The organism is Brevibacillus sp., from assembly GCF_003521185.1.
GTDB lineage: Bacteria > Bacillota > Bacilli > Brevibacillales > Brevibacillaceae > Brevibacillus > Brevibacillus parabrevis.
This window is the reverse complement of record NZ_DOTK01000013.1, coordinates 1-4125: the sequence shown is the minus strand read 5'-3', so window position 1 is coordinate 4125 and position 4125 is coordinate 1. Positions and strand designations below refer to the sequence as shown.

General features: G+C 37.7%; 4 protein-coding genes. 2 read left to right on the top strand and 2 right to left on the bottom strand.

Annotation, left to right across the window (positions count from 1 at the left end):
• Positions 1 to 143 precede the first annotated feature (143 nt).
• Together DEP07_RS03175 and DEP07_RS03170 are read right to left on the bottom strand one after the other, a co-directional pair.
• Positions 144 to 815, bottom strand: coding sequence for a hypothetical protein (locus DEP07_RS03175; protein ID WP_287102093.1), 672 nt, complete (start codon positions 813 to 815; stop codon positions 144 to 146).
• Positions 816 to 832: 17 nt separating this feature from the next.
• Positions 833 to 1171, bottom strand: coding sequence for a hypothetical protein (locus DEP07_RS03170; RefSeq protein ID WP_287102092.1), 339 nt, complete (start codon positions 1169 to 1171; stop codon positions 833 to 835).
• A 1173-nt stretch (positions 1172 to 2344) separates the two neighbouring features.
• Here DEP07_RS03170 and DEP07_RS03165 point away from each other — a divergent pair.
• On the top strand, positions 2345 to 3037 hold the full coding sequence (locus DEP07_RS03165) for a hypothetical protein (RefSeq protein ID WP_287102091.1): 693 nt from the start codon (positions 2345 to 2347) through the stop codon (positions 3035 to 3037).
• A gap of 176 nt (positions 3038 to 3213) precedes the next feature.
• Positions 3214 to 3735: an SMI1/KNR4 family protein gene (locus tag DEP07_RS03160; protein WP_287102089.1), complete on the top strand. Its 522-nt coding sequence runs from the start codon at positions 3214 to 3216 to the stop codon at positions 3733 to 3735.
• Positions 3736 to 4125: the final 390 nt, after the last annotated feature.

Below are 4125 nucleotides of genomic sequence, written 5' to 3'. Positions count from 1 at the left end.
CCGCCACGACCGCATATGAAAATGTCAGCATTATCAAGTGTTTTGTGATGCTTAGAACACTTTCTTCCCGATACAACATTTATAATTATATAGTGGTCAGCGACATTTGTAAAGTGGTTTTAAATTTTTTCTTAATTTGTTGTTCAATTATAAAACGAACTGTCGATGACACCATCCCAATTCGCATGGTCATACTGCCAATGAATACTGTTGACCTTATCAGTCAGTTGCGATGAAGAAGTCACTTTGACATTGATACGAACCAAACCCTTCGAGATGAAATCAAATCCCTGATAGGCATACTGACGATTGTCAATGACAATATCATGCTTCCTAGAATTGTCTGTGAATGACTCGAATATCGCTCTGGTTGTCGCATTGTCTTGTGCAAAGATAGCCAGTTCTCCCTCTGCCAGAATCACCTGTCTGCCACCATCCAAACCAAAATCACTTGTAGTCTGGACAATGCAAGGGATTTCCTTAACGTCATATGATACATAGGCTGAGTTTGGAGCGTCCTTAACAGACAGGTTAAATCTAATGGAATGCTCTGCACACCTTATTATGGCTTTGTACGATTCGTAACGTTTAGTCTTGACTTGACTGATTACATACCAATCTTTGCCTTGCAGTAGAATGTGGTCGCCACGTTTGAGTTGTGTGCTGGTGGAAATATATTTATCGTCCCACTCGTTAATGGATGTGTTCGTGATAACCGCTCTCGTATCCAAATTATTTACCTTGATTGAAGTTCCGAACTTGTCCAACAACACTTTGAAATCACTGTCCTGTACCTGAAACAAATTAACCTTCATCTAAGCACCCTCCTTTCTTACTGGAACAACATAAAATAATTGCTTTCGGTCTTATCATCGTTAGATGGCATCTGACGAACCTTGCGTTCCAATTGCTCAATCCTAGCTTGTAGATTTTCATGGAATGCTGTTATGCTCATATCATCCTGCTTGTAATCCTTCATTAGAGTTGGATTATTAGCAACCGATTCTAAGATGGATAATGCAGTCTGGTAAATGGAACGCTTCGATTTATTTGATTCTGGATTGTATTCGTCATAGTGCTTCAAGCCATTCTCTGCAAGATACACTTGAATTTCCTCATGGGACAATTCGATACCTTGAATCTCTAATTGCAGTCGCTGTAAGTTGTTCATTTGGAAAACACTCCTTTTTGAAATTTTTTGCCTGTGTGTAAAGAGGTATGTTCGCCCACCCTAAAATACTTTTAGGGTATCGCACCTCAAACCGAGTATTTTCAGTGTACGGAACTGAATAAACCCTGTATTTATTCATCGTTTATGCACTGTTATTCATTTTCGTTGCATAAAACCTTTGAAATCGCCCAAATTACCATATTTTAGGAGGAAAACAGACCACTATCTAGTGTAAGATGGTGGTCTATTTTGTAAGAATATTTCGTTGGACATGAAGATGGTGAAACCGTTTATTTGATTGTCTTCATTGTTCTTTACATTGATGTTCGGACGCTCTAATCTTTCCAGTCCTTAGAGTTGGACAGGACGCACACCTGACTTGAACTTCTCTGAATCCAACTGATAGCGGTTCAGTTTGTTCTCTATATAATTCAAAGGTGTGCGGTCTGCGAACATACTATGTCTCTATCCGTATCACATCACCAGACGCTCAGAATCGACTTCTGGGACATGAAACAGGTATGGGAGCAGTAAGATTACCCCCGAACACAGAGAGGGCAAATAGAGCTGTTGTAGACCGTTTAATAGCACGAGGATAGATTCTCCTGTAAAAAATTGTTTTTTCTCCAATTATGTCATTTTTTGCGGAGCCTTATATAAATAGAGTTATTATAATCTTATATCTCTATAGTAGTATATGTATAATATATAACTCTATTTATATAGGTGACGAAAAAAATGACATAATTGGGAAAAAGGTAGTTTTTGTAAATAGAACATGCTGTTGCAGAACGCTCATCGTCTTTATCTATTCTTTATAGTCTTATTTTCTTGTTTCTACTGTGTCAATTTTGCTCACATTCGAGCATGGATGATTGATGTGTAATTTCATTTTTTCTCACATCGGAGTAAAGATGAATTTCACCGTGTAAATGTGCAAATGGTTCTGATTAGAATTTTATCTCTTTGGAGACCAATTGGATTATGGTCATATGTATACTTTTCTCCATCTCACTATTATCAAGCCAGTATTCCCTTATAGTTCCTTATCGTTTAGGATATGACAAATAAATCGACCGAATCTTATCACATAGTAAAATATTACTATTTACTTCTATATTTTTCCAATGTACTCTTAATGAGTACCATAAAACTATCTTTGGAGGTAGAGTCATGCGTAAAAGTAAGTTGCTTAGTTTCGTCATGAGCGTTGCCTTAGTTTTAGGTATTTCAGTAGGTGCATCAGGGGTAAATGGGGCTGAGAATCCACTGGCCACGCCAGAAAGTTACGCCCAATATCTCAGTAACTATGACAAAGAAGAAGCCACTAGATTGGGAGTAGACCCTTTGTATGTAGACCAAGCTGTACAGGATGCTAGAGATGCGTTAGAAGATTTCAAAGCATTGTCAATTGAAGACCAAAAGAAATTGCTTAACTATATGCAGTCACCCTCTATGTTGAAACAATCCTTTACAGATGCCAAAGTACAAAAAAGAGAATCATTTTCAAACTCTTCGATACAGCCACAAGCCAACACACGATTAGTAAATCACGAATACACTATGTCTCTATTAGGAATAGATTGGACAATCTATGTGGTTGACGGAAAGTATGAATACGATAAAAAAGGGGCAACCAAAGAACTTGGTGCAAAAGGCTATGTCAAAAGAAACCTAAACCCTTTAGTTCAAACTTCTAAAACATCTGAATATGATGAAGTTGACCGTGGCGTGTATGTAGGTACTGCTGTTTTTGACTACAAAATCGGTCCTTTGAAGGGACTGAGCTATCAAATTGGTTCTGCATACTGCCGAGTTACAGGGGATAAAGATGGTAAAACTGGTGGCAGAGGTTGGACTGAATAGTAAGGAGTTGGTGATGTGTCTTCCAAATGGAAAATTGTATTATGGTCTATTGTAGGCGTGATGATTGTCTTTAGTGCTATAGGGATTATCACATTTATGCAAAACAAACCATGAACACTGGCAATAAAAGGCGACTATTTTGCAAGTCGCCTTTTATTGTTATGGAGGGGAAATTCATGCAACCAGACATAGTACCAATATTGGATTCATTGAAGGTTAGAGTATCCAAAGGTTATACACTGATTCAAGAAGAATATACTGGGGACTTGATTGATGTAGAGTTTCGATGGAATAACCCTGCATCAAAAGAAGAAATCGAATCCTTCACAGAGAAAACAGGATGGGTATTACCTGAGAGCTACAAGGAATTTTTATCAATGCACAATGGGGCTGGCTTGTTTATAAGTGAAACCCATCAGTTTTGTTTACACTCAATCGAAGAGATAATGCAGTATCACGCTAGTAGAGACAATACATTTCCTCCTAGTTGGTATCACATGGGGACTTTCTACGGACACGGTGAATATATGTATATCGACAGTGAGAAAGTTAAAAATGGTAGAGAAGATTATATAATTATCATCGGAGTCGGGGAACGTACAGAGCTTCTAGAAGGCTTTGAAAGATGGCTTGACCGATTAATCCTTAGTCAAGGAAATAGGTTTTGGAGTTGGAATGAAGGCGTTGAAAGAAAATGACGATATGGCAAGAAAGTGGAAAATTATTATGTGGTCTATTGTGGGGGTTGGTGTTATGTTGTCTGCCATAGGGATTATCACATTCATGGCAGGAACGCAATAGATGATGGGCAGGTTTAAATACCTGCCCATTTTATATTTCCAAAATAATCAGAAGCTAGGCGTAAACAAAAAATGAGGTGATTGTATCTCACCTCTGTTGCTCATAAATCCGTTTTCTCATATATCTTTAATAAGATTTCGTAGGTTTTAATTAGATAGTCTTCAAATTTATTCTTTTCTTGTTTGAAGTATTCCAATGCCAGCTTTGCATTTTTAAGCGCATCATCGTATTGTTCGTCAGAATAAAGCGCTTCCGCAAGAACGTATGTGAATGTCAATCAAAAAGTT